This is a genomic window from Synechococcus sp. R55.3, from assembly GCF_047461975.1.
GTDB lineage: Bacteria > Cyanobacteriota > Cyanobacteriia > Thermostichales > Thermostichaceae > Thermostichus.
Genome location: NZ_JANSIG010000049.1, coordinates 1 through 22,139 on the forward strand (window position 1 = coordinate 1; position 22,139 = coordinate 22,139).

The window sequence follows — 22,139 nt, forward strand, 5'->3', positions numbered from 1 at the left end:
TCCCTGATGCGTTCCCGCAGACGAAACGCCGCTTGCCGCATTCGCCTACGCTTGGGTCTCGGTGCTTTACTCAGCCTAGATTGCAGATCGTCTAGGTGGTAGCACAGCCGAGTGATTCTGCCGAAGTCCCCTTTGGCAATATCTACAAAACCTCCCGTCTCTACTGCCCTGCCTGCTGCTGCAGTTGCGGGTTCAGGTGCCGCCGAGGTGGGGTTGGGCCGGTCAACATGGGACGAAAGCATGCTGGACTTCTTGGGATCCCCGCCCTTGGCTGGATGGCATAGCACCCGGGGATCAGCTTTCGACCTCATTTCGACCTCATTATTTTGTAGATTTTGTAGCTCGGCTGGGTTGAGCAGAAAGAGCGCTGGGAAGCGCAACCCGTCCAAGGAGGTCGGAGCCGGAAGCCAGTTGGACAGGTTAAGGTGAAGAGACTGTTAAGATTCTTATGGTTTTGCTGTTGCCAAGGCAACACCGCACCAACTAACATCTCGCTACACTGCGACCGCTCATGATTCATCCTCTGCTGCAACGGCTGCACCAATCCACCCTGACCCCGCTGCGGGATATCCACTGGACGCCGGAATTGTTCGGAATCCTCTTGGTGTACTTTGTGCAGGGGGCGGTGGGGCTGGCACGGCTGGCCACCAGCTTTTACCTGAAGGATAGCTTGGGCCTCAGCCCGTCTCAGGTGGCGGCGTTGATGGGCGTTGCCATGAGCCCCTGGATCCTCAAACCCCTCTACGGCCTGCTGTCGGATACCGTACCGGTGGCGGGCTATCGGCGTCGTCCCTACCTCTTGTTGTCAGGGCTTCTGGGGTGTGGGGCTTGGCTGGGGATGGCCCTGTGGGCACCGACGGCTGGTCTGGCCACCCTGTGGATGGTTTTGGGATCCCTGGCGGTGGCGGTAGGGGATGTAATCGTAGATTCGCTGGTGGTGGAGCGGGTACACGGCAGTGACTGGGCGGGGACGGGCACGCTGCAATCTTTAACTTGGGGAGCAACGGCCTTGGGATCCCTGCTCACCGCCTATTTGGGAGGAGCGCTCTTGGCCCATTATCCGCCGCAGGTGGTGTTTGGGCTGACGGCCTTTTTGCCGTTGTTCATCGCTCTGGCAGCTTGGGTTATTGCCGATCAACCGGTGGCGTTGTCCCAGGGCTGGGATCCCTTGCAACAACAGGTGGGGCAGGTGTGGCGGGCGCTGCGGCAACCCAGCATTTTGCTGCCGGTGCTGTTTGTGTTCGTTTGGCAGGCCACTCCCAGCGCCGATGCGGCTCTTTTTTACTTTGTCACCAACGATCTCGGCTTTGGGCCGGAATTTTTGGGTCAGGTGCGCTTGGTTACCAGCATCGCCAGTTTGCTGGGGGTAGGGATCTTCCAAGTGTACCTGCGGCGGCTCCCACTGCGGCCCCTGTTCGGCTGGATGACGGTGATCTCGGCGGCGTTGGGCCTGACCAGCCTCATCTTGGTCTATCACCTCAACCGGGATTGGGGCATCGACGATCATTGGTTTAGCTTGGGGGACAGCCTGGTGCTGACGGTGGCAGGACAGATTGCCTTTATGCCGGTGTTGGTCTTGGCCGCCCGCCTCTGCCCCCCTGGGATCGAGGCCACCCTCTTTGCCCTGCTGATGTCGGCCTTTAATTTGGCGGGGTTTCTCTCCCAAGAGCTGGGATCCCTGCTGATGCATGGGCTGGGGGTAACGGAGACCGATTTCAGCCGGCTGGGGCTGCTGCTGATCCTGACCAACCTTTCTACCCTCTTGCCCCTGCCGTTTTTGGGCTGGCTGCCGGAAGAGAGCATAACCCTTGGCGGAGCAGAACTGGAGGCGGAAGCCCATGCCTCTCTGGAATCCTTTCTGCGGGATGTGCAGGCAGAAGAAGCGGAGACAGCCTTGGCGATGGAAGGGGTCTCTCTGGCCGAAACCGACCCAACCTAAAGAGACTCTGTCTGGCCTCGGGAAAGGCATACAGCCTCGGTGTCCAGCCGCTAAGATGGAGGGATGAGCTGGGTAGCCCCCACAACTCACTCGGATCTTTCACTTCAGGAGGGGACCGTGCTTCATCGTAGGATCTATCAACTCAGCCGCGAAGGCAAGGATGTGTGGATCTATCTGCGGGATCAGGGACGCTGGCTGGAACGGGCCAAGATCCTCGATATCGAAGGGGACACCATCCTAGTTCGCTACGAGACAGAAGATGAGGAGGAGATCTGCTCCTGGGAGGAGATGATTCGCCTGGAAAGCATTGGAGCTGTTGCTCAGCGCCTTTCCACCATTCCCAAGGGGATGCTCAGCACGTCAGATTTGCTCACCTCAGAAGACTGCCCTCCGGCTGAATTGCTGCATCCGCCACTGTTGCCTACCGAAGGAGAAGATCATCCCAGCAGCGAGCGCCTCGTGGAGGATTACTACCTGGATCGGGAGGCTCCTGCCGAGCTGCCGGTGCGCTCCAGTGGGGAAGATCTCAAACGGGCGGATCGTGCCCGGCACGATGCTGAAGGCACGGATTGAGTTCTCCGTTTGCCAGAGCGGCGCAGAAGAGCGCTTGACATCCTCAGGTTCAGACGCCAGCTCAGAAGCCTAGAGGTGGATGGCCCGGCCACGGCCAGAAAAGTTCTCTAGAGTTCACCTTGGCAGATGAAGGGGATCCCAAGGGCGGGATCTACTTTGCCAGGCCCTCAGTTGTGCAGGGTCGGATGGTCAGTGGGCCGTAGAACTCCTCTTGGCACAGCTCCACCTGAGAGCGGGCAGCCATTAGCAGCAATGACCAGAAGACTTGAATGGGGTGAATGGTCCCGCTGCTGCCGTTTTGATAGCTTTTTTGGCAAAAGTGTTGCTGGAGATCGACAAAGCTGATCTGGGTCAGACCCTGCTGCCAAAGCTGAGCCAGCAGAGATTCTAGCTCGGCGGTGGTTTCCAAAAGGTTTTCCGGGTGGGCTAGCTGAGTGATGGCCGACAGCGCTTGCTGGCGAGAAATCCGTTGGGCCAGCGGCTTTGGGGCAGCTTCGGGCTGGTGTTCCAGCAGGGTTTCCAGCTCTTGCAGGTGGGCGATGAGTTCTTTGAGGGTGATGGGCCGGGTACGTTGAAGACGGGGTGCTGCCCTGGGTTGCAACACGCGATCCAAGTGCGCCAAAGACCAGCTTGGCCAGGGATCCACTTCTACCTCCACCGGGCTGGGCTCACTTTCTTCTGCTTCTGGTTCTGCCAAAGCCATCGCCTTGAGATAGACCAACATGGCAGCGTGGAGCAGGGCTTGTCCCGACTCAGACAGGTCATGGCTGCTGCTGGTGGGAGCCATACGGGCCAGAAAGCGATCGATAACCTCGATGACCTGCACATCCCAGGGATCGATCTCGCCTCGTTCTGCCAAATCAATGAGCAGAGCAATTGCCTCTTCGGTCGGTGAGTAGGCCATAGCACCCCACAGCTCCCTGACCCTTACTGTAGCCCTCAGGCCGGATCCCGGCTATCTCTAGCCATCTCCCATGCCGATCCGAATCCTCTGGCTCAATCGCTGACGTGGTAATATAGAGATCCTGCTCTAGTCGATAGCTGCTAGAGTGGTATCTGCGGGCGGTTAGCACAGTGGTAGCGCACTTCCTTCACACGGAAGGGGTCACAAGTTCGAATCTTGTACCGCCCATACCCGCAAACCTGCTCCTGCAGCGAGCTTCAACAGTCCAAGTCCTTCTCCTGGAGGAGAGATACAGGCGGCTAGAAACGACTTTTTCCGCCCCGGGGTCTCCCTGAAGCGCGCCTTAGGGAGAGGGCTAATGGCTGTTGAGAACAACTCCGCTTGAGCTTCCAGCGTCTTTGCTGCCAGGCCAGTGGAGAAAGGGAAGAATGGTAGCCTAATAAAGGGTAGGGTTGAGGCCATGCAAGAATTTCGTCCCGCTAACGCGATCAGAAACCTTCGCTTCATACTCCTGGGCTTGTGGATCTTGAGCCTGCTCGTTCTCCTCATCCAAAACTGGGGATCCCCGGCAAGAGTTGTGGTGGGTGGGCAATCGGGATCCCCGCTTCCTCTATCGTTGGTGCTATTGGCCTCTTATGGGGCAGGGATGGGGCTGGGATTTTTGTATGTAGGCTCCTGGCGATTGCACGACCGGGTGTTCCAGCGACAGGCAATCCGTAAGTTAACTCAGTTGAGCGACCGAGTTCGCTTTTTGGAAGCCCAGCTGATTCCCCCCGACCACTATTTGCCCCAAGATCTGCCGGAGTACGAGCCGGATCCCCAAGCAGGCCGCTATTCCTATTCCAATATCCCGCCGGAACGCATTCGCGATCCCGCTCCTGAGGACGACGATGCGGCAGCAGCTCCCAACTGGCGGATTGTCCAGCGGCCCTACGCCGACGAGGAGGAGGAAGGATGGGATTCCTAAACTGGTGGAAATCGTCTGCCGCTCCTGCGTCTGAGCCCGATCCCCGCCCTGAACCGCGGGGACAGAACAACTATCTGCTCATCGTCCTAGACAGTTGCCGCTTCGACAGCCTGCTGGCGGCCAACCCCAAGCACTTGCTGAAGTTGGGCCCTCTGGAAAAGCGCTGGAGCTACGCTTCCTGGACGGCCCCTGCCCATTACAACCTGCTCATGGGCCTGCTGCCCCACACCAGCCCCATCCACGTTTTTGCGTCCGAGCACTACAAGCAAGATTATCTGCGCTACAACGAGCGGCTCGGCACCCGGCAACCCATTGAGTTCAAGCATCTGCTGCCTCATCTCTATTTGCCGACGCTGCTGAAGCATCAACTGGGCTACACCACCCACGCCATGGTCTCCATGCCGGTGCTCAACCCCAGCACGCTGCTGAATCGGGATTTCGATTCCTACCGCCTCATGCCCCAGCACAACGATATGGCGGCCATGGTGGAACAGTTGCGCTTCGAGCCGGATCGCCCCAGCTTTTACCTGTTAAACGTGGGCGAAACTCACTATCCCTACGCGCTGCCCGATGAGGATCCCAGCTTGTGGCCCCGCATCTCGGGGGTGAATGGGGTGTTGAAGCGGCTGGATGAAGGAGAAGAGGACGGGATCCCCTTTTTCGATTCGGCCCAGTTGGAAGAGCTACGGCAGCGACAGATCCAGGCGGTGCGCTACCTGGATGGGATCTTTGAACAGCTGTTCGACCTGGTTCCCAAAAACACCTACATCACGGTTACAGCCGATCACGGCGAACTGTTTGGGGAGGGAGGCTACTTCGGCCACGGCCCTATCCACCACGAAAAAGTGCTGGAGGTGCCCTTTATCGAGGGCAAAATTCGCTAGGATGAGGCCCTCACCCCCAGCCCCTCTCCCTGAGGACAAGGGTGGCCATCGATAGCCCAGCAACTGGGCTTACCAGGATTGAGCCTCTGTTTGCCTGCCGGTTAACGCGATCGCCTGAATCGCATGGGCAGAGCCTCTTTCCTTTTGGAGCAGCTAGATCTGCTGGGTCTCCGGCTTGGGCAGGGTAGGATCCCGGCGGGGTTCGCCGTTGGCGCTACTCGGACGGAGCCCTTGCGGGGATCCTTTTACACCGGAACCCAACCCATCTTCGGCGGCCAGGTCGGCAGAGCGGGCGATCTCGTAAAGGCTTTTCACCACACTGCTGAGGGGAATGGCGACGATCACGCCCAGGATGCCCCCCAGTTGCGCCCCCACCAACAGGGCAATCAAGATCCACACTGGATTTAGCCCGATCAGCTCTCCCATCAGGCGGGGGGCGATGACCCGATCCTTCACCTGCTGCACGATCAGGGAAACCAGCACCACTTTAAGGCTGAGCCAAATGTCCTGAAAGGCCAGCAACACCGCCGCCGCCCCAATGCCAATCACCCCCCCCACCAGGGGGATGACCTCCAGCAGGCCGATCAGCAGGCCAAACAGGAGCCCGAAAGGTACCCGCAAAAACCCAAAAACCGGCACCAGCATCAGGGCCGTGATGAACCCCAACACCAACTGGCTGATCAGAAAGTTCTGAAAGCTGAGGGCTAGGGCTTCGCCAATGCGCGGCCCCCAAGGTTTGGGGAAGAGGCTGAGCAACCCCTGCCAGAACTGGCCCCCGTAGAGCAGCATGTAGAGGGCCAACACCAGCACCAGCACCAAGTCGATCACCTGGTTGAACGTACCCAGAAGGAGATCCAGGGATTGGCCGGCAATTTTCTCGGCGCTGGCCTGCAGGCGGTTGAGAAGGGTATTGACCAGCTCCGTCTGGCCAAGGTTGATGTTGCGCTCGGCGGCCCAAAGGCTAATCTGGTCGAGCCAATTTTGTAAGGTGTCCACCCACTCTGGGATCCGCGCCCCCAGCTGCACCACTTGCTTGGCCAAGACCGGCACCACGGCGATCCCCACCAAGACCAGCAGCACCACCGAGAGAGCAAAGACCAGGGTGACCGCCAAACCTCGACTGACCCGATAGCGCCGCAGCACCTGCACCGGGTAGTTGAGCAAAAAGGCCAGCACCGCCGCTGTCAGGATGGTGGTGAGCAAATGCCCAAACAGCCGACCCACCTGTATGGCCAGCCAGCCGCTGATGACGATCAAGATCCAGGTGAGCAGCAACCGCTGCAAGGGTGAGAAGCGATTCATGCCGGAGCCATCCCCAAGGGATCCCAAAGCGCTTAAAAACCCAGGATGCTATACCCACTATCCACGTAGATCACCTGGCCGGTAATGCCGCTGGCCAGGTCGCTGGCCAGAAAAGCCGCCACATTGCCCACCTCTATTTGAGTGACATTGCGCCGTAGGGGAGCTTTCTCCTCCACAGCATGCAGCATGGCATGAAAATCGGAAATGGCCGATGAGGCCAAGGTGCGGATTGGGCCGGCAGAAATGGCGTTCACCCGGATCCCGGCAGGGCCCAGCTCGGCAGCCAGGTAGCGGACACAGGTTTCCAGGCCCGCTTTGGTGACGGCAGCCATGTTGTAGTTGGGCACCACTCGCACTCCTCCCAAGTAGGTCAAGGTGAGGACACTGCTGCCGGATCTCAGTAGGGGCTTGGCAGCCCGGCAGAGGGCAATCAGGGAGTAGGTGCTCACATCCATGGCCAGGGCAAACCCCTCCCGCGAGATATCGCTGAAGTTGCCGCTCAGCTCCTCTTTTTTGACATAGGCCAGGCAGTGAACCAGAATATCGACCTGACCCCATTTTTCGGTTACCCCCTGAAACAGATCGCTGATCTGCTGATCGCTTTGCACGTCGCAGGGGAGGAGAAAATCTGGCTGCAAGGGATCCGTGAGTTGCTGAACTTTGGTTTTGAAGCGATCCCGCTCGTCCGGCAGATAGGTAACCCCTAGGCTGGCCCCCGCTTTGTGCAGTTGCTGAGCAATGCCCCAGGCAATGGAGCGCTCGTTGGCAATGCCGGTTACCAAGGCTTTCTTTCCCGTCAGCTGTAGCATGGCAAAAAAAGTAGGGGTGTATTCCTTTCTATCCTCCCACAGGTGGGAGCTGGGGCTGGGAGAAGGGATCCCAGGCACTCCTGAACTCCCGTTAAAAAGGCCCGGCTTCCACAATGAAAGTCCTTTTGGTTGAAAAGGAATATTGTCTGCTGGATCTCCGCAGCCCTGTTACCCGTGCCGAAATCATCGAGCACCCGTGGTCGTTGGAAGATACCTCCCTCAACCGGGCTGATAGGTGGAAGCAACGTGCAGTTCCTTGAGCTGCTTCGCCTCAACGCTGGAAGGAGCGCCGGTGAGCAAACATCGCGCCTGCTGGGTTTTGGGAAAGGCGATGACATCCCGGATGGAATCTTCCCCGGCCAGCAACATCACCAGCCGATCCAGGCCGTAGGCAATGCCGCCGTGGGGCGGGGTGCCATACTCAAAGGCTTCCAACAAAAAGCCAAACTTGTCCCGCGCCTGTTCGGGGGTGAGGCCAATCGCTTGAAAAACCTGCTCCTGAATTTCCCGCTGGTAAATCCGCAGGGATCCCCCTCCTACTTCCACGCCGTTCCACACCAGGTCATAAGCCTGGGCCCGCGCCGTTTTCAGGTCGGCCAAGTCGTCGGGGTGGGGGGCGGTAAAGGGGTGGTGCAGGGCTTCCAGGCGATTTTCTTCGGCGTTGAACTCAAACATGGGAAAGTCGGTGATCCAGAGGAGATTCAAGGCGTTCTCTGGGATCAAACCCAGCTCCTGGCCCAGGTGCAGCCGCAGCCGGCCCAAAGACTCGTTCACCACTGCCGCCGGCCCTGCCCCAAACAGCAACAGATCCCCTGGCTTGGCCTGGGTGAGATCCAGCAACCGCTTCTCCTGCTCGGGGCTCAAGCTCTCTTTCAGGGCGCCGATGGTATCGAGGCTGTCGGGCCGCACCCGGATAAAGGCCAAGCCGCCCGCCCCATACTGGGTGACCAGCTTGAACAGATCCCCGCCTGGTTTGATGCGGGTGTTGGAGATCTTTTCATCGCCGCCGGGCACTGGCAGGATTTTGATCAAACCGCCCTCAGCCAGCACTTTGGCGAAGACTTTGAATCGGGATCCCTGAAACACCTCCGAAACATCCACCAACTCCATCCCAAAGCGGGTGTCAGGCTTGTCGGAGCCGTAGCGGGCCATGGCCTCGGCATAGGTCAGGCGCGGGAAGGGACGGGGCAGGTGGATCCCTTTGACAGTTTTGAAGATATGGCAGATCAGTCGCTCGTTGAGCTCCAGGATCCCTTCTTGATCCATGAAGCTCATCTCCATGTCCAACTGGGTGAACTCCGGCTGCCGATCCGCCCGCAGATCCTCATCCCGAAAGCAGCGGGCGATCTGGTAGTAGCGATCCACGCCAGCCACCATCAGCAGCTGCTTAAAGAGCTGGGGCGACTGCGGCAGGGCAAACCACTCGCCGGGGTTGACGCGGCTGGGCACCAGGTAGTCTCTGGCCCCTTCTGGGGTGGAGCGGGTGAGAATGGGAGTCTCCACCTCGACAAAGCCCTCCTCGTCTTCTAGGAAACGGCGGATGGCCTGGATGACCCGGTGGCGCAGTTGCAGGTTACGGGCCATGCGCTCCCGCCGCAAATCCAGGTACCGATAGCGCAGGCGGATCTCTTCTCGCACTTCCTCTGCTTCTTCTCCCGAGACGCTGAAGGGGAGCTGCTTGCCGACTGGACTGAGCACTTCCAACTGTTCGGCATAGATCTCGACCTCGCCGGTGGCCAGCCGGGGGTTGAAGGAGTCGGGGGGCCGTTGCTGGACAGTTCCCGTTACCCGCACCACATATTCGTTGCGCACTTCCCCCGCCAGTGGATATGACTGCGGAGTTTTCTGCGGATCCGCCACCAGTTGCACAATGCCAGAGCGATCCCGCAAATCCAGAAAGATCACCCCCCCGTGGTCGCGGCGGCGGTCGATCCAGCCGTAGAGGGTGACGGTCTGGCCAATGTGGGCCGGGCGGACTTCGCCACAGTAGAGGGTGCGGGCCGGGCGATGGATGGCAGCAGGCATGGAAGAGGTGAGAGAACAAGGGTCTGAGCCCCTATCATACAAAACTCAGACCTCCTGCCTCGACTCAGCTTCTCAAGAGCATTCAGGGGATCCGCCCAGGGCTACCACAATCGTGCAGGTGTTGTGGCGCATCATGGCAACGTAAGTTTCGGCGCCGCTGCCTGGCTCCCCCAAAGAGTCCGAGTACAGTTTCTGTTCGGCTACCTTGACCCCGGCTTCGGTGGCCACCGTTTGGAGGAGAGCGGGGTTGAGGGTGGTCTCAGCAAAGATAGCCGGCACCCGCAGAGCGCGGATCTCCTCCACTAAGCGGGCCACTGTCTGGGCGCTGGGCTGTTCTTCGGTGCTGATCCCCAGCAGGGATCCCCCCATTTTCAGGCCGTAGGCTTGGGTGTAGTAGGCAAAGGCATCGTGAGTGGTCACCAAAACCCGGTTGGGAGGGGGGATGGTCTGAATTTGCTCCCCAATCCAGGCATGAAGCTCCTCCAGCTCTGCTCGATAGGCAGCAGCATTGGTTTGGAAGAAGGTCGCCTCGCCAGGCACCTGTTCCGCCAGCTCTTGGGCGATGCGCTCCACCATGCGGATGACGTTTTCCACATTGCCCCACACGTGGGGGTCGGGAGTGGGGATCCCATCCTCCTCATTGGTGACGATGGGATCGAGGATCTCGGCCAAGGCAACCCGCCGCGCCTGTTGGGCTGTGGCCTCGATGAGGCGCATCAACCCCGGCTCCAGGTTGTAGCCGTTGTAAAACACCAAGTCTGCCCGCTCTAGGGCCATCCCATCCGCCGGTGCCGGCTCGTAGATGTGGGGATCCATCCCCGGCTGCAGCAGGCTGGTGAGCTGGATGCGATCTTGGCCCACCTGCTCCACCCAATCGGCGATCAGTGTGGTGGTGGCCACAACGCGGGGACGCGCCCAACCCGAACCGGCTAGGGCCAGAAAACTGCTGATCGCCAAGCCGAAGGCCGCTACCCAACGGCGCCGCCCCCAAAGGAAGACAGGACTTTTCATTATCGTTTCATGATTTAGGTACCCCTTTAGGGTACACTGGACTTACTCGAAAATGAAAGCAAAATGAAAAAGCAATCTGCTCCTCTCCCTCTTCGCCCGGCCAGGGGATCCCTGGTGGTGCGGGATCTGACGGTGCGTTACGGCAGCCTGCGGGTGCTGCAAGGGATCCAGGCTGAAATCGCGCCGGGGCGCATCACGGGCATCCTCGGGCCCAACGGGGCCGGCAAAAGCACCTTCCTCAAGGGGCTGTTGGGGTTGGTGCCGCTGGAACGGGGGGAAGTGCGCTACGGCGGACAAGCGCTGCGGGGAGAGCAAGTGGCCTATGTACCCCAGCGCTCGGCCATCGATTGGACGTTTCCCGCCACGGTGTGGGATGTGGTGTTGATGGGGCAGGTGAGAGCTGCTGGCTGGTTTCGCCGCATCGGGAAAAAGGGGCAGCAGCGGGCTGCTCAAGCCCTGGAGCGGGTGGGGATGGGGGCCTACCGGGATCGCCCCATTGGAAAGCTGTCGGGGGGACAACAGCAGCGGGTGTTCCTGGCGCGGGCCTTGGCGCAAGAAGCGGAGATCTACGCCCTTGACGAACCCTTTGCCGGGATCGACCAGCCCAGCGAAGCTATTTTGTTCCAGGTGTTGCGGGAGCTGGCAGATGCCGGCCACATCGTGATGGTGGTGCACCACGATTTGGGGCAGGCCCGGGCCTACTTCGACGAAGTGCTCCTCCTCAACCGTGTCTTAATTGCCCAGGGATCCCCGCGGGAGGTGTTGCAGCCAGCGGTGTTGCAGCGGGCCTATGGCCGAGCCCTGCTGCTGGACTCAGCTGCCTAGGGAGAGTTTGAGGTCAACAACGTTATGGAATGGCTCTGGCACAGCCTGGCGGATCCCTTGAGTTTTGCCTTCATGCAACGGGCTCTGCTGGTGGCGGTGGCCGTCGGCATTCTCTGTGCGGTGGTGGGCAGCTATCTGCTGGTGCAAAGCTTGGCCCTGCTGGGGGATGCCATCAGCCATTCGCTGCTGCCGGGCCTGGCCATTGCCTACATGCTGGGCCTCAACCTGTTTGTGGGAGCCTTTGTGGCCGGTCTCCTCAGCGCCCTCTTAATTCAATGGATCCGCTCCGCCAGCCCCCTCAAGCCGGATGCAGCCATGGGGATCGTCTTTTCGGCCTTTTTTGCCTTGGGGATCCTGTTGATCACTTTGATCCAGCGGCGGGCTCGCATCGATCTCAACCACTTCCTCTTCGGCAACCTCCTGGGGGTGAATGCTGTCGATGTGCTGACAGTGGTGGGCATCACCCTTTTGGTGTTGGGTTTGGTGGCCCTCTTCTTCAAGGAATTGACCTTTTACAGCTTCGATCCCTTGGGGGCCAAAGCAGCCGGCCTGCCCACCGAGCGGCTGGGGTGGGGGCTGATGGTGCTCACCTCCCTGACGTTGGTGGCCAGCATGAAGGCAGTGGGCGTGCTCTTAGTGTTGGCCATGCTGATCACGCCAGCGGCAACCGCCTATCTGGTGGTGCCTCGATTGCACCAGGTGATGCTGCTGGGATCCCTATTTGGGGTGAGCGCCAGCTTGCTGGGGATGTACGCCAGCTACTACCTCAATGTGGCCTCCGGCCCGGCCATCGTCCTGGTGGCCTCCGCCTGGTTTAGCCTGGCCTTTCTGGGCAGAGTGTTCTCAGGAACGCGATAGAAACCAGGGATCGCAGGTCGGGATCCCTGGCTCAAACCTCATCTGAGAAAGGGTATATGCATGTTAACTCAAAAGCGGGAAGAGCGGCCATCCCGACCGCCGCCTGCACCGGCCTGCCGAGGCAACGCCTTGTTGACCCTCAAATCCCGGCCCATCCAAGTAGCGCCATCCAGCTCGTCGATGGCCTTTTGCTCATCAGCTTCGTTTTCCAGCTCCACAAAGGCAAAACCTCGCTTACGGCCAGTCTCCCGATCCACCGGCAGCTTAATTTGCTTAACGGTGCCGTATTCGGCGAACACAAGTCGCAGGTCTTCTTCGCTGGCCTTGAAGGACAAATTACCCACAAAAATGGTCATGGTGTAGCAAACTCCGAACCTTACCCTTTAGCGTTCAGTTCGGAGGCTCACCTGGTTAAACCATTCGCTCAATCCGAACCTCATGCCAACCACATCTTAGTCTTCCCAATGGCATTTGCAAAGCCATCCTTCCAGCTTTTTGTCCGAGAATTGGGAGAAGCTTTTGTAGCAAGATGGAAACTCAGGATCCTAACCTTCATGGGCGATTGCTTTGGCCCAACGGTTGGCGTTTGGGGATGCCAGGAGAGCGGGGATAAGGAGGCGGCGTGGGGGCTACTTTCTCCAGCAGTAGGCAGTGGCGCACCCCACGGCTGCGGGGTGTGGTGAAGGCTTCTACATGGATCAGTTTTCCGCCCAGGATCTTGAGGGCCCGCTCCAGCGTTTGGGCTTCTGCCTCCGTCCAATGGCCACGATAGAGAATGGCACGCCCCCCTACTTTGAGCAGAGGCAGGCAATACTCGGCGCAGGTCTCCGCCGAGGCCAGGGCCCTGGCCAGAGCAATATCATAGCTGCCCCGTTCCTGCGGGTCTTGCCCCCAAATTTCGGCCCGCTGAGCCACTGCCCGCGCTTGGGTGAGGGAGAGCCTTTGCAAGGTGTCCTGTACAAAGGCAATCTTGCGTTGGGTGCTGTCCAGCAGGGTAAAGCGGGTTTGGGGCAGGGCAATTTGGGCCGGGATCCCTGGAAACCCTGCCCCGGTGCCGATGTCGATCCCCCGCCAGGGCTGAGCTTGGATTGCCTCCCAGGATCCCAGCAGGCGTAGGCCCCGCAGCGAATCCCACAGGTGTTTCTCCCAAAAGTCGATGGGATCGGTGATGCGGGTCAGGTTCTGGGTTCGGTTTCCGGCCATCACCAGCGGATAGAGCTGTTGCAGTTGTTGCTGCTGCTGTTCAGAAGGCTGCCAACCCAGCTCCGCCAGCCAGCTTTCCCACAGCGTCTTGAGCTGTGGGGGCTCAGAGGAAGAAGCGTCAGCCTTCTTCATCCCAGGGATCCCAGTTTCAATCCAGCGGGGATGGCTCTGTCGGCCCAGCCTTTCAGCTCTTGGGTCAAGCCCTGCAAAGAACGGTCGGTGCCCAGCAGCTCTTGGTTTAAGCAAACCAACTCCTGCAAATCCAGCTCCTGACAGTTGGCCCAGTCTTCCGCCAGCAAGTTGATCGGCTGGGGCTGAGTTTGGAGCAACTGATGAGAGGCCAACTCCAGCTCCACATTCAGTAGCACTTGCTCCAGCCGTTCTACCCGCTCCTGCATTTGCGCCAGTAGGGCTGCCAACTGCTGACAGCAATGGTGAACCCGCTGAGCATAGACCTTGAGCGGCAGGGTCAGCGGCAGCAACGACTCAGACAACAGTTGAATCAGGTGCTGGGCCTCCAGTTCTTCCAGTTGCAGGTCTTGCCAAATGGCGTGGTAAAGATGGAGCGAAAGACGACAGGTTTCCAGGCGCTGGTAGCAGGGCTGTAATACAGAACCGCGCAGCTCCTGCAGATAGTCGGCCCACAGTTGCCCAGCCTCTACTACCCAACCTGTCTGGAAAAAACTCCACCCCTGGGCCAACAGCCAACTGATCAACAGGCCCGCCAACAATTGGTTTTTTTGTCGCAACAGGAAAGGCGAAAGGTGCTCTCCCCAAACGGCTAACCCCAGCCAGATCAGGGCAGCCAAAGTCAAATGGGGCAAGCTGATCATCTCGGCCAACAGCTGGGCAGACCAGCGCTGGCGCAGCATCCAGATCACCCCGGCGCCCAAGCTGTACAGCCCTCCCCCCAACAGCGGGATCAACACCAGCCACAGGGGTTGTCCCCTCCACAGGTGCGATAGTGACCCATCTTCGCCCAGCGCATCCCAACTGAGCAAGTACAAAGCCAGCAGAGCCAAAACCACGACCCAGCCCTGCTGTCGCTTGAGACGGCGGGCTAGAAGACGACGGCGGCGGCGCAGATAGGTTTGAAAGGACTCGGCAACAATCGACATAAAAAAATGGCACTGCGGATCCCTACCAATACCCCCACCGGCCTGGAGCGCTCCTTCACGATCATAAGTCTTAACTTTGCTAGGTCATCTGGCTTCTGTATTGCGTTGTTGGCGGGAGTCATGCCCAGCCGGTGGCCAGCTTTTTCAGGGGCTCATCAGGCGGTTTTTCGGCGAGACTCCTCCGAGAAGCGCTGTTTTCTCGGCAAGCCTGACAGAGGCTTTTTAGAGCAGGCAGCCGCGTGCAAGCTCTCCACCCCTGTTACCATGGAAGAGCCCTTAATGTTTCTTTCGTATCCATCGTATCCATAGCCAAGCTAGTCTCTTGGACCGGCTTTTTTATTGTGCACTGTGCCAGGTTTTGTGATCCCTTCTGCATCTCCTCCCAGTTCCGGCCTTTCCCCCCTCGAAGTGCAGCGCCAGATGATCGTCATTCTCGATTTTGGATCCCAGTACTCTGAGCTGATTGCCCGCCGCATTCGCGAAACCCACGTCTATTCGGAAATCCTTTCCTATCGCACCACTGCTGAGCAACTGCGGCAACTGCAACCGCAGGGCATTATCCTCTCCGGGGGCCCCAACTCGGTGTATGAGCCAGGCGCTCCGGTGTGTGACTCTGAGATTTGGAACCTAGGGATCCCGGTTCTGGGGGTGTGCTATGGCATGCAACTCATGGTGCAACAGTTGGGGGGCAAGGTGGAGGCAGCCCAGAAGGGGGAATATGGCCGTGCCGCTCTGCACATTTTGGATCCCACCGACCTGCTCACCAACCTGCCGGAAAACAGCATCATGTGGATGAGCCACGGGGATTCGGTTACCGAACTGCCGCCGGGCTTTCACACCTTGGCCTCTACCGACAACACCCCCTGTGCCGCCATTGCCGATCCAAGGCGTCGTCTCTACGGGGTGCAATTTCATCCGGAGGTGGCCCACTCAGAGGCTGGCGCCTTTCTCATCCGCAACTTTGTCTATCACATCTGCGGTTGCGAGCCCACCTGGACAACGGCAGCTTTTCTGGAGGAAGCCATTCGAGAGGTACGTGCCCGTGTGGGCAATAAGAAGGTGCTGTTGGCCCTCTCGGGGGGGGTAGACAGCTCTACTTTGGCTTTTCTGCTGCACAAGGCCATCGGCGACCAGCTCACCTGCGTGTTCATCGACCAAGGGTTTATGCGCAAGGAAGAGCCCCAGCGGCTGCTGCGCCTTTTCCAAGAGCAATTTCACATTCCCGTCCACTACGTGGATGGCCAGGAGCGGTTTCTCCGGCAGTTGCAGGGGGTTACCGATCCCGAAGAAAAACGCAAACGAATTGGGGCAGAGTTTATTCGCGTGTTTGAGGAAGAATCCCAGCGGCTGGGTCCTTTTGAGTACTTAGCCCAAGGCACTCTCTACCCAGACGTGATCGAGTCTGCCAATACCCATGTGGATCCGGTTACTGGAGAACGCATTGCCGTCAAGATCAAAAGCCATCACAATGTCGGCGGCCTGCCCGAAAATCTGCGCTTTAAGCTGGTAGAGCCTTTGCGCAAGCTCTTCAAAGACGAGGTGCGGCAACTGGCCCGCTCTTTGGGTCTGCCGGAAGAGATTGTGGGCCGCCATCCTTTTCCGGGGCCGGGGCTGGCCATCCGCATTGTAGGCGAGGTTACCAAAGAACGGCTGGAAACCCTGCGAGAAGCGGACATGATCGTGCGGCAGGAGATCAACCGCTCCGGCTACTATCCCAAACTTTGGCAAGCCTTTGCCGTGCTGCTGCCAGAGGTGCGGTCGGTGGGGGTGATGGGGGATAAGCGCACCTATGCCTGCCCGGTGGTGGTGCGGCTGGTTACCAGCGAAGACGGTATGACCGCCGATTGGGCGCGAGTTCCCTACGACCTCTTGGCCACCATTTCCAACCGCATCGTCAACGAGGTGCCCGGCATCAACCGCGTGGTTTACGACATCACTTCCAAGCCCCCTGGCACCATCGAGTGGGAGTAGGCGGGATCCCTTGCGTCTGGCCTCGATTCCCGGCTGGATCGATGGCTACCTATGGCCAGCTTCCGGCAGGGAATAGGAAGGGCTTGAGCTGAAGGGCTGAGCGGCTTGGACTTCCATTCGGGCCAAAGTCGTAGCGGCATCCGCCAGTTGCAGAGCAAGGTTGGCACGGCTAATCGGATCCCGGGCATTCCAGAGATCCTGTCCCAAACAAAACACCCGATAGCGAAAGGCTTTGATCGAGCGCGATGGGATGACCTTGACAGTCATGGCTACAACCTCTTCTCCACAGAGACGTGAATAGTCAGCAGAACCCGCTCGGGCTCAAGGTAAACAAATGTTACCAAAACAACCTCGTCCTCAGAGGCAATACTGACCGGGCAGGTGGCTTTCGGGGGCTCCACCCGTTCATGCCGTACCCCCACAGTGTATTCTCCAATCGGCAGGTCATCAAATCCAGCGTCTGCATAGATCAACTCAATGGTTTCTTCTGCAATCAACTGCCCCTCTCGCTCCAGGAAACTGAGAAAAGGGATCCCATCGATGGAGGTGAGCGCGTTGTTGGCCTGGTTGCGGATCATCACGAAGATGTCGGACATGGAGGGTGCGCCATCACCTCAGGGGTTTATGATCGAGGGTGCTGGAATGTAGCCCGACTTTCTTTAGCCTGGACTGCCGCCAAGTCCTGATTCAGCGACCAAACCCTTGACCCCACGTGGCCGGGCGGGCAAGACAGGCTTGGAGTTTTTTCCGCAGCTGGGCTGTATCGAGGCGCTGACCGATGAGCACCAACTGGTTTTTGGGCTGGCGAGGCCACTCATCGCTGCTGAGGGTATAGCGCCGACCGCTGAGGTGAAAGATATGTCGCTCTGGGCTTTCCTCGAACCACAACACCCCTTTGGCACGAAAGACTGCATCGGGCAACTCGTTGAGAAAATTTTGGAAAGCATCCAAAGAGAAGGGCTGATCGCTCTCAAAGGCTAGGGAGTTAAAGCCGTCAGCCTCGATGTGGCTGGGATGGGAGTGGTGATGGTCAGGGTGCTCGCAGTGGTCATGATCGTGCTCATGGTCATGGTGGTCGTGACTGTCGTGATCATGGGCTTCTTCTTGGGGCAAGGAACTGGCCTGAAACAAATCGGTATCCAAGATTAGCTCCAGGGGAACTGCGCTGTTGACGGTGCGCAAAATGCGGGCATCTTCTTTGATCTCGCGGATGCGTTTTTCCAGACGCTCGATCTCGGCTTCCTCGACCAAATCGATTTTGTTGAGGAGAATCACATCCCCATAGGCAATTTGGCTGTAGGCCACGTTGCTGTTGAACAGATCGGGGGCAAAGTTGGTGGCATCTACCAGGGTGATAATCGAGTCTAGCCGCGTCAGATCTCGCAATTCTGGCCCCAAAAAGGTGAGGGCCACCGGCAAGGGATCCGCCAATCCCGTGGTCTCCACCACCAGGTAGTCGATCTTGTCGGAACGTTCCATCAACCGCAACACGCTTTCGGCGATGTCGTCCCGGATGGTGCAGCAGATGCAGCCGTTGTTCAACTCCACCAAGTCTTCTTCGCTGGAGACGATCAGCTCCGCATCGATGCTGATCTCGCCGAATTCGTTGACCAGCACCGCTGTGCGCATCCCTTTCCGGTTGTTGAGGATGTGGTTGAGAAGGGTGGTTTTTCCACTGCCCAAAAAGCCTGTGATGATGGTGACAGGTAAGCCGCGCTGGGGCACTTCGATGGTTGCAGTCATAGAATGGCAGCGATCCGATATAGAGGGAACTCTTCCACTTTATCCTCTTGTCCTCATTGCCCTAGCTGTCTGAAGCCGATTAAACCCTTCAGATGCGATCAGTAGAGCCTTTGCGCCTCGGCATTGGCGGCAGCCTTGGCTGTCTGAACTGGATGGTCTCTCTCTTTCCGGCTTAATCCTCCAGGGTCAGATCGCTTCCTCTAATCCCCCGGCCCTGAAAGTAGGGTTATTTCGATTCAAACTGGGACAATGCACCCAACACCTAAAACGCTGGCCGCGTCGTCGCGTCAGCGTTGCAGAGCAATAATGCACGGAACCAGAAAGCTTTCCTCAGTAGCCCAGGCGTCTCACCCTAACCTGAAACAACTATAATCCTCTGAAAGCTCCAGAAACAATGTCTCTGGGTAGACCACAGTACAGAGCCACCCTAGCTTGGCCTGTCAAGATGCCTACCTGTCCTGAGTCACTTCCACCTGGTTGCCCGGCTCTAGGCTGACGCGGAACTGTTGTGCGCCTGTTGGCAAGGGATCCGGCGGTAGCTCCGGCAGGTCGGCAAATGGGGTTTCGGCTCGGCGCTCTCGGGCAAGCTCATTCTCCGGCTCGGCGGCCAGGGGGGATCCCGTCCTATCCACCGTTACCCGGTAGACCAAGCTCTCCGGCAAATCGGGGGGAGACTGCCACTGCTCCGCCAGAATGTCTCGCAGACGAGAAAGGAGATCTGCACCTGCTGCCTCTCTTCCCGCTGTTGGGTCAGATTCTTGAGGGGATGTGGCCAAAGGCTGTGACTGATCCGACAAGGCAGGGGTGGTGAGCTGCTCTTGCGGGGAAGGGGAAACTGTGGGATCCCTAGGGGGGCGACTGGCCCAGATCCCAACACCGGCCACAACTGCGATCCCTCCCACCAGCAGGGCCGCAATCCCGGTGGGCTGTCGATACCAAGCCCGCGTCACCGGAGTTCCCAGATTGGCCAGTTGGGGAATGTCATCCGCCACCTGGGAGAGGTTCTCCAGCAGGTCGTACAACTGCGTCATCGACAAATCCACCTGCGCGATGCGATCTTCCCCTTGGCGCACCGTGAGGCGATGAAAAATAAAATCAAGCGGACGGATGGCCACGGTACCGCTGAAGGTTCCCTTGGGTTCCCCACTCAAGTGGGATCCCACGTAGCGGTCGATTACGGTGATCAAATCGTTGAGCCAAACGTTATCGCCGTGTAAAGTTTTGACTGTCTCCCCCTGGCGGATTTCCAACTGACACTCGAAGCTGCGCTGGATGGCTTGCAGCGGCGGCGTTGCAGAGGAGTCTGAAGAATTGGAATCGGCAGGGGCTTCTCCCCGTACAGTCAGCGTAGAAGTGGGCTGTTGATAGGTGTGGCTAACCAGGGTAAGGTTGGGCATGGCAACTGCGGGCGAACAACACGGGTAGAGGGCTACAGAGGCGATAATTGACAAAACTGCCTCAAGAAGAGGGTGAGGTATCGGGGCCGGAGCTGTGGGCTACCCCCTCTTCTTCCAGATCGCTGCCGGCAGGCAAATCCATCTCAGGACGGCTGAGCAAGGCTTTCCACAGGCGCTGAGCGCCTTTCGGGCTACTGTAGAACATCAGCTCAATCAAGATGCGCAGGGCCAGCTCGGTGAGGCTATTCTCATCGCGCACGTCCCCATCCACCATGCGGCTGCGGTAGTGGGAGAGAAATTCATCCAAGTAATCCCCCACCAGCGGTTGACGGAAGGGGCTGAGCTCTTGATCGACAGCGGCTTCCAGTTGCTCCAAGGTGCTGCGGATACGGGCTTGTTGCTGAGCAGCCAGATAGGCAATCACCATCACCAGGGCGCGGGCCTCTTCGATATCCACCTTTTTGCGCCCACCGCTGCTGCGGCGTAAGGGGTTAGCATTGCGCAGTCGCCAGAGGGTCACCCGATCGCCAATCTGCTCTTCCAAGTTGAGGGCTTTGGCTGCGGCCAGAACCGCTTCGGAACTTTCTCCGCTCAGGGACTCCAACCCCAGCAGTAGCAAGTCCAACTGGGCTTTGATGGTACCGGTGGCTGTGTTCAGGCCAACGGGCCGACTGTCTAACTGAATGTGCTTGTGTTCCACCGTCACGCTGTCAATGGGAGCTTTGGGTTTCGACGAAACTCTATGATCTCCTGTCCAAGCCAAACCTGCAACCTACCTCCCTGCGCTCTAGTCTAAAAGACTTTGGGCATGCTAGACTGCTCGCCAGCCTGCCGAGAGTTGAGCTCTCAGGGTTCTTCCCCAAAACGGGGTAACTCTGGATGCATCTTAGACCAATAAGAATGGGTTTTCTGGGCCGGTTTCTGTTTCGGCAACACCCCTACTCCTAGCTGAACTTGGGCTTTTGGACTCAGGGGGATGGCTACTTATAATGGGGAAAGCAGCTGCTGCTTTGGCCTTTAAGAGCTAAGTGACTACCCACCTTTATTGAGTTTCCCTTTTGTTGACACCAGCGACTCTAGGTGCAGCTTGATTCATCATGGCCTCTTCTGCTCGCTGCAGTACTCAGCCTGTCCCTGTTCACTGGGTCTTGATCTTCAGGGATCGATTGGGGCAGAGGGGGGTTGTTCTGGATAGTATCTATTACTCAGTGGGACGGTCTAAAGACAATCATATTCGCCTTTACGATCCCTGCGTCTCTCGGAAACACGCTTCCCTCATCCGCATCCCAGGTTCAGGGCCAACTGCACAGGGATCCCTGCAGTACAGCTACATGGTATTCGATGGCAGTCCGGGATCCAGGCCCAGCACCAATGGCCTATTCGTCAACGGAAAACGGGTTTTGTCCCATCGCCTTCAGCTCCTAGATAAGATAAGGTTTGGGCCGAACGTAACAGCAATTGTGGAGACAACGGATCGACTCAGCCCGGAAACCCTAGCCAAGTTATTGCAGCCTCTGGATGCTGCTAGCTCTACATCCCCATCCACCTTTGATTTTAATAAAGACACGGAGCCGAACCCGGAAAACCTGGCTCAGCCAGAGGAAGAGGATTACACTGTTGCCTAAGCCAACCCAAACAGTCTTCTGAATCCTCCTGTGCCCCCCATCCCACCTGCTCTGAGCGGCTACTGGCAAAATGCCTTTGACCTAGAAGACCATCTGGGATCCTTCCTGGGCCTTGGGGCTGCCGATCTGCGGGAGAAACTGCGGGCAGGGCAGCAGCAATTGGCGGAGTTGGGCCGGCGAGACTTTGGCTGGGATCGGGCAGATGCGTTTTATCGGGATCAGGTGAGATCCGCCTATCTGCTGGATTTGGCGGCTTGGCACCTGAGCAGCACCGACTACATCGGCGATACCTTACGCCTGGTGGCGGATCATGCCCGCGGGTTGGTGTTGGATTTTGGCGGCGGCATCGGCACCCATGCTATCGGGGCGGCCCTCTGCGCAGCGGTGGATCAGGTGATCTTCTGGGATATCAACCCCATCCATCGGCAGTTTGTGCAATGGCGGGCGGAAAAGCTGGGCTTAACCGAGCGCATCCACTGTCCAGAAAACTTCCCAGAAGAGATCTTTTTTGACACGGTCATCTGCTTCGATGTGGTGGAACATCTGGCGGATCCGGCAGCGCAGTTGCGGCAGTTTTACGACTGGCTCAAGCCGTCAGGTAAGCTTTTGATCAACTGGTACTTTTTCAAGGGGTTTAACGGCGAGTTTCCTTTTCACCTGGACGACCCGCAAAAGGTAGAGCAATTCTTTCAGGTGCTGCAAAGCTGTTTTTTGGAGGTGTTTCACCCCTATTTCATTACCGCCCGCTGTTACCGCAAGTGGGATAAAAGCTGAGATTGGAGAAAACCAAGGTGCTGCGCTATTTGCGGATATTGTGGCTGTTTTGGAGCACCTCAATCGCGGCAGAAATGGAGTACCGTGCCAATTTTTTCTTTGCCAGCCTCAGCAGTCTGGGTGGCTTGGGATCCGCTCTGTTTGGGCTGTCGTTGTTTTACCAGCAGGGGCACCGGCTGGGCGGTTGGAGTTGGCCGGAAGCCCTCATCGT

General features: G+C 58.4%; 21 protein-coding genes, 1 tRNA gene and 3 pseudogenes. 11 read left to right on the top strand and 14 right to left on the bottom strand.

The genetic code is table 11. The features are described 5' to 3' along the window. Nucleotides 1-155 (bottom strand): annotated as a pseudogene (locus NW849_RS08870) (RNA-guided endonuclease TnpB family protein); the annotation flags it as partial. Nucleotides 156-511: 356 nt separating this feature from the next. On the opposite strand from NW849_RS08870, the gene NW849_RS08875 reads away from it, so the two are divergent. Both NW849_RS08875 and NW849_RS08880 read left to right on the top strand, forming a co-directional pair. Continuing rightward, nucleotides 512-1,939 carry a folate/biopterin family MFS transporter gene (locus NW849_RS08875; RefSeq protein WP_414357319.1) on the top strand — a complete coding sequence of 476 codons (1,428 nt, stop codon included), beginning with the start codon at nucleotides 512-514 and terminating at the stop codon, nucleotides 1,937-1,939. Nucleotides 1,940-2,056: 117 nt separating this feature from the next. Next, a pseudogene (locus NW849_RS08880) lies at nucleotides 2,057-2,347 on the top strand (DUF6679 family protein); the annotation flags it as partial. 316 nt (nucleotides 2,348-2,663) lie between these two features. Here NW849_RS08880 and NW849_RS08885 read toward each other — a convergent pair. Further along, entirely contained in the window at nucleotides 2,664-3,416 is a 753-nt protein-coding gene (locus NW849_RS08885; protein ID WP_414349871.1) for a segregation/condensation protein A, read from the bottom strand. A gap of 156 nt (nucleotides 3,417-3,572) precedes the next feature. On the opposite strand from NW849_RS08885, the gene NW849_RS08890 reads away from it, so the two are divergent. From NW849_RS08890 to NW849_RS08900, 3 genes are all read left to right on the top strand, one after another. Beyond that, a tRNA-Val gene (locus NW849_RS08890) sits at nucleotides 3,573-3,644 on the top strand. Nucleotides 3,645-3,942: 298 nt separating this feature from the next. After that, nucleotides 3,943-4,383 carry a hypothetical protein gene (locus NW849_RS08895; RefSeq protein WP_238376922.1) on the top strand — a complete coding sequence of 147 codons (441 nt, stop codon included), beginning with the start codon at nucleotides 3,943-3,945 and terminating at the stop codon, nucleotides 4,381-4,383. Beyond that, nucleotides 4,371-5,267 carry a sulfatase-like hydrolase/transferase gene (locus NW849_RS08900; RefSeq protein ID WP_011432786.1) on the top strand — a complete coding sequence of 299 codons (897 nt, stop codon included), beginning with the start codon at nucleotides 4,371-4,373 and terminating at the stop codon, nucleotides 5,265-5,267. The genes NW849_RS08895 and NW849_RS08900 overlap by 13 nt, the downstream gene beginning before the upstream one ends. Nucleotides 5,268-5,420: 153 nt before the next feature. Here the strand turns inward: NW849_RS08900 and NW849_RS08905 are convergent, their stop codons facing one another. The 4 genes from NW849_RS08905 to NW849_RS08920 form a co-directional block, all read right to left on the bottom strand. Further along, complete coding sequence (locus NW849_RS08905) at nucleotides 5,421-6,569, bottom strand: AI-2E family transporter (protein ID WP_414357321.1); 1,149 nt, start codon at nucleotides 6,567-6,569, stop codon at nucleotides 5,421-5,423. Between the two features lie 32 nt (nucleotides 6,570-6,601). Continuing rightward, nucleotides 6,602-7,378, bottom strand: a complete 777-nt coding sequence (gene fabI / locus NW849_RS08910) for an enoyl-ACP reductase FabI (RefSeq protein ID WP_011432788.1) — start codon at nucleotides 7,376-7,378, stop codon at nucleotides 6,602-6,604. A gap of 219 nt (nucleotides 7,379-7,597) precedes the next feature. Beyond that, a complete protein-coding gene (gene aspS, locus NW849_RS08915) occupies nucleotides 7,598-9,403 on the bottom strand; it encodes an aspartate--tRNA ligase (protein WP_414357323.1) in 1,806 nt (601 codons plus the stop codon). 72 nt (nucleotides 9,404-9,475) lie between these two features. Continuing rightward, nucleotides 9,476-10,414 (bottom strand): metal ABC transporter solute-binding protein, Zn/Mn family, encoded by a 939-nt coding sequence (locus NW849_RS08920; protein ID WP_414357325.1) that lies wholly within the window; start codon nucleotides 10,412-10,414, stop codon nucleotides 9,476-9,478. 63 nt (nucleotides 10,415-10,477) lie between these two features. On the opposite strand from NW849_RS08920, the gene NW849_RS08925 reads away from it, so the two are divergent. Together NW849_RS08925 and NW849_RS08930 are read left to right on the top strand one after the other, a co-directional pair. Further along, the gene (locus NW849_RS08925; RefSeq protein ID WP_414357326.1) at nucleotides 10,478-11,239 is read left to right on the top strand and encodes a metal ABC transporter ATP-binding protein; all 762 of its coding nucleotides are present in this window, start codon (nucleotides 10,478-10,480) and stop codon (nucleotides 11,237-11,239) included. Between the two features lie 24 nt (nucleotides 11,240-11,263). Then, nucleotides 11,264-12,097 (top strand): metal ABC transporter permease, encoded by an 834-nt coding sequence (locus NW849_RS08930; protein ID WP_011432792.1) that lies wholly within the window; start codon nucleotides 11,264-11,266, stop codon nucleotides 12,095-12,097. 68 nt (nucleotides 12,098-12,165) lie between these two features. On the opposite strand, the gene NW849_RS08935 is transcribed toward NW849_RS08930, so the two are convergent. The 3 genes from NW849_RS08935 to NW849_RS08945 form a co-directional block, all read right to left on the bottom strand. After that, the gene (locus NW849_RS08935; RefSeq protein WP_414357328.1) at nucleotides 12,166-12,453 is read right to left on the bottom strand and encodes an RNA recognition motif domain-containing protein; all 288 of its coding nucleotides are present in this window, start codon (nucleotides 12,451-12,453) and stop codon (nucleotides 12,166-12,168) included. A 196-nt stretch (nucleotides 12,454-12,649) separates the two neighbouring features. Beyond that, entirely contained in the window at nucleotides 12,650-13,432 is a 783-nt protein-coding gene (gene rsmG, locus NW849_RS08940) for a 16S rRNA (guanine(527)-N(7))-methyltransferase RsmG (RefSeq protein WP_414357330.1), read from the bottom strand. Continuing rightward, nucleotides 13,429-14,418, bottom strand: a complete 990-nt coding sequence (locus NW849_RS08945) for a hypothetical protein (RefSeq protein ID WP_414357331.1) — start codon at nucleotides 14,416-14,418, stop codon at nucleotides 13,429-13,431. Before NW849_RS08945 ends, rsmG begins: the two co-directional genes overlap by 4 nt. Before the next feature lie 420 nt (nucleotides 14,419-14,838). On the opposite strand from NW849_RS08945, the gene guaA reads away from it, so the two are divergent. Next, nucleotides 14,839-16,389: a glutamine-hydrolyzing GMP synthase gene (guaA, locus tag NW849_RS08950; protein ID WP_414357339.1), complete on the top strand. Its 1,551-nt coding sequence runs from the start codon at nucleotides 14,839-14,841 to the stop codon at nucleotides 16,387-16,389. Between the two features lie 45 nt (nucleotides 16,390-16,434). Here guaA and NW849_RS08955 read toward each other — a convergent pair whose 3' ends face one another. The 5 genes from NW849_RS08955 to NW849_RS08975 form a co-directional block, all read right to left on the bottom strand. Continuing rightward, nucleotides 16,435-16,656 carry a hypothetical protein gene (locus NW849_RS08955; protein WP_011432797.1) on the bottom strand — a complete coding sequence of 74 codons (222 nt, stop codon included), beginning with the start codon at nucleotides 16,654-16,656 and terminating at the stop codon, nucleotides 16,435-16,437. Between the two features lie 2 nt (nucleotides 16,657-16,658). After that, on the bottom strand, nucleotides 16,659-16,985 hold the full coding sequence (locus NW849_RS08960) for a hypothetical protein (protein ID WP_238376924.1): 327 nt from the start codon (nucleotides 16,983-16,985) through the stop codon (nucleotides 16,659-16,661). 91 nt (nucleotides 16,986-17,076) lie between these two features. Next, nucleotides 17,077-18,132: a CobW family GTP-binding protein gene (locus NW849_RS08965; RefSeq protein WP_414357332.1), complete on the bottom strand. Its 1,056-nt coding sequence runs from the start codon at nucleotides 18,130-18,132 to the stop codon at nucleotides 17,077-17,079. Between the two features lie 449 nt (nucleotides 18,133-18,581). Beyond that, nucleotides 18,582-19,529, bottom strand: coding sequence for a DUF4335 domain-containing protein (locus tag NW849_RS08970; RefSeq protein WP_414357333.1), 948 nt, complete (start codon nucleotides 19,527-19,529; stop codon nucleotides 18,582-18,584). Nucleotides 19,530-19,590: 61 nt separating this feature from the next. Continuing rightward, complete coding sequence (locus NW849_RS08975) at nucleotides 19,591-20,235, bottom strand: DUF3038 domain-containing protein (RefSeq protein WP_414341745.1); 645 nt, start codon at nucleotides 20,233-20,235, stop codon at nucleotides 19,591-19,593. A gap of 391 nt (nucleotides 20,236-20,626) precedes the next feature. On the opposite strand from NW849_RS08975, the gene NW849_RS08980 reads away from it, so the two are divergent. The 3 genes and pseudogenes from NW849_RS08980 to NW849_RS08990 form a co-directional block, all read left to right on the top strand. Next, nucleotides 20,627-21,154, top strand: coding sequence for an FHA domain-containing protein (locus NW849_RS08980; protein ID WP_414357335.1), 528 nt, complete (start codon nucleotides 20,627-20,629; stop codon nucleotides 21,152-21,154). A gap of 30 nt (nucleotides 21,155-21,184) precedes the next feature. Further along, nucleotides 21,185-21,928: a class I SAM-dependent methyltransferase gene (locus NW849_RS08985; RefSeq protein ID WP_414357337.1), complete on the top strand. Its 744-nt coding sequence runs from the start codon at nucleotides 21,185-21,187 to the stop codon at nucleotides 21,926-21,928. 2 nt (nucleotides 21,929-21,930) lie between these two features. Further along, nucleotides 21,931-22,139, top strand: a pseudogene (locus NW849_RS08990) (ABC transporter permease); the annotation flags it as partial.

Bases quoted from the DNA above. Each gene is read 5' to 3' on its own strand.
- NW849_RS08980 (WP_414357335.1), top strand. From the start codon at position 20,627: ATGGCCTCTTCTGCTCGCTGCAGTACTCAGCCTGTCCCTGTTCACTGG.
- guaA (WP_414357339.1), top strand. From the start codon at position 14,839: ATGATCGTCATTCTCGATTTTGGATCCCAGTACTCTGAGCTGATTGCC.
- NW849_RS08960 (WP_238376924.1), bottom strand. From the start codon at position 16,985: ATGTCCGACATCTTCGTGATGATCCGCAACCAGGCCAACAACGCGCTC.
- NW849_RS08930 (WP_011432792.1), top strand. From the start codon at position 11,264: ATGGAATGGCTCTGGCACAGCCTGGCGGATCCCTTGAGTTTTGCCTTC.
- NW849_RS08885 (WP_414349871.1), bottom strand. From the start codon at position 3,416: ATGGCCTACTCACCGACCGAAGAGGCAATTGCTCTGCTCATTGATTTG.
- NW849_RS08970 (WP_414357333.1), bottom strand. From the start codon at position 19,529: ATGCCCAACCTTACCCTGGTTAGCCACACCTATCAACAGCCCACTTCT.
- NW849_RS08965 (WP_414357332.1), bottom strand. From the start codon at position 18,132: ATGACTGCAACCATCGAAGTGCCCCAGCGCGGCTTACCTGTCACCATC.
- rsmG (WP_414357330.1), bottom strand. From the start codon at position 13,432: ATGAAGAAGGCTGACGCTTCTTCCTCTGAGCCCCCACAGCTCAAGACG.
- NW849_RS08920 (WP_414357325.1), bottom strand. From the start codon at position 10,414: ATGAAAAGTCCTGTCTTCCTTTGGGGGCGGCGCCGTTGGGTAGCGGCC.
- NW849_RS08935 (WP_414357328.1), bottom strand. From the start codon at position 12,453: ATGACCATTTTTGTGGGTAATTTGTCCTTCAAGGCCAGCGAAGAAGAC.
- fabI (WP_011432788.1), bottom strand. From the start codon at position 7,378: ATGCTACAGCTGACGGGAAAGAAAGCCTTGGTAACCGGCATTGCCAAC.
- NW849_RS08905 (WP_414357321.1), bottom strand. From the start codon at position 6,569: ATGAATCGCTTCTCACCCTTGCAGCGGTTGCTGCTCACCTGGATCTTG.
- NW849_RS08875 (WP_414357319.1), top strand. From the start codon at position 512: ATGATTCATCCTCTGCTGCAACGGCTGCACCAATCCACCCTGACCCCG.
- NW849_RS08945 (WP_414357331.1), bottom strand. From the start codon at position 14,418: ATGTCGATTGTTGCCGAGTCCTTTCAAACCTATCTGCGCCGCCGCCGT.
- NW849_RS08900 (WP_011432786.1), top strand. From the start codon at position 4,371: ATGGGATTCCTAAACTGGTGGAAATCGTCTGCCGCTCCTGCGTCTGAG.
- NW849_RS08955 (WP_011432797.1), bottom strand. From the start codon at position 16,656: ATGACTGTCAAGGTCATCCCATCGCGCTCGATCAAAGCCTTTCGCTAT.
- aspS (WP_414357323.1), bottom strand. From the start codon at position 9,403: ATGCCTGCTGCCATCCATCGCCCGGCCCGCACCCTCTACTGTGGCGAA.
- NW849_RS08925 (WP_414357326.1), top strand. From the start codon at position 10,478: ATGAAAAAGCAATCTGCTCCTCTCCCTCTTCGCCCGGCCAGGGGATCC.